This window comes from Bradyrhizobium lablabi, assembly GCF_001440475.1.
GTDB classification, from domain to species: Bacteria; Pseudomonadota; Alphaproteobacteria; order Rhizobiales; family Xanthobacteraceae; genus Bradyrhizobium; species Bradyrhizobium lablabi.
On sequence record NZ_LLYB01000107.1, the window covers coordinates 894 to 2,391 of the forward strand.

Consider the following 1,498-nt stretch of genomic DNA (forward strand, 5'->3'; position numbering starts at 1 on the left):
ACTGCGTGACGTCATAGGCCTTAAGGACCTCCTTGCTTGGCAGGAGGTTGCTCCTGGCAAGCGTACCCATCAGCTCTTCCGGGACTGCTGGCCTTCGCTAGACACATTGGGAGGGGGACTACGGCGTGGCCATCCGTCGGGCAGCGCATTATCGGCCTCACGCGCCTCGTGCAATTGCTGCTCAAAGGCCTCTTGCCCGGGTCGGTCTCCTTGATGTTCTTGCGGCACAGCGTGTTGCACCTGGGGCCGCGCTGTTAAATTCGATGGGTCAAAATTTTGCGGGTCCACGCTAGCCTCACGTCCAAAAACACCTGAGCAGGTCTTCTAATCGGGCAAGCTTTCGAGAACCTGACGTGGCCACGGTCCCGTAGCCGGGAGGGCATTCGCGCCGGCCAATCTCGGAAAAGGCGGCCGGAACCATAGTCTCCTCCAATATCCGAGCCTTTTCGTTCTTAGAGATCCAACGACGGTGTCCTGTTTCCGTGACCACTTCCAGTCGGTGCCGTCGCGTCCGACTTAAGCATAATAGTCAAGAATAAATGCAAGGCGGTCCCTTCAAAGGATATCGCGAACCTCGCCTATCGCATGCGCCACGAGAGGGTAGGAGCAAAACGACGTTTACGGATCACCTGATGCTGGGTGATTTTGCCGGGACATGGGTTGGAGATCTGGACATGTTCTGACCTGCGAGCACAATCACGATCCGCTCGCGCATCGCAAGTCGCGCGGGTCCCACCGCAGAGGTCTGCGGGTCAGAGCGAAAGGCCGCGTTTGTCGCTAAGGCTCTAGGTCGTGTGGACTCGTGGGATTCTCAAATCGGCGGGAACGTGATTCAAGGCTTTCCTTTAGGAGGAAACCTTGGGTGCCATGGACCGACTCGTTCTGAGCGATGCGCAACGGCGTCGTATCTCCGGCTTGATCATCGGTCGGCCGGACCAGCGCGGTTCGATTGGCCGCGACAACCGCATGTTTGTCGAAGGCGCTCTATGGATCGTGCGGACCGGTTCGCCGTGGCGTGATCTGCCTGAAGCATTCGGCGAATGGAACAGCGTATTCCGGGGCTTCAGCCGGTGGAGCGCCAAAGGGGTCTGGCTGCGCATGTTTGAAGCGTTGGCAGATGATGCGGACTTTGAATACCTGATCGTTGACTCCACCATCGTTCGCGCACACCAGCACGCCAGCGGCGCAAAAGGGGGGCTCAAAATCAGGCCATCGGGCGTTCGCGCGGCGGCCTGACGACAAAAATCCATATGGCCGTCCGCGGCTTGGGCTGCCCGGTCCGTTTCTTCCTAACGGCAGGCCAGGCCGGCGATGCGCCTCAGGCCCAGCCGCTCATCGAGGGGCTCCCAGCCGACGTCGTCATGAGCGATGCGGCCTACGATTCCGATGCGTTGCGATCCGCCATCGCTGCAAAAGGCGCTCAAGCCGTCATTCCGAACGTACGCATCCGACGGGGGCCGTCTTGCGTGACGGGTGGTAATTCGCGAAGCGTGTGACC

The 1,498-nt window shown here is 59.9% G+C and carries 1 pseudogene; it reads left to right on the plus strand.

The features are described from left to right. Positions 1 to 858: 858 nt before the first annotated feature. Positions 859 to 1,439, plus strand: a pseudogene (locus CQ14_RS31190) (IS5 family transposase); the annotation flags it as partial. Between the last annotated feature and the right edge of the window lie 59 nt (positions 1,440 to 1,498).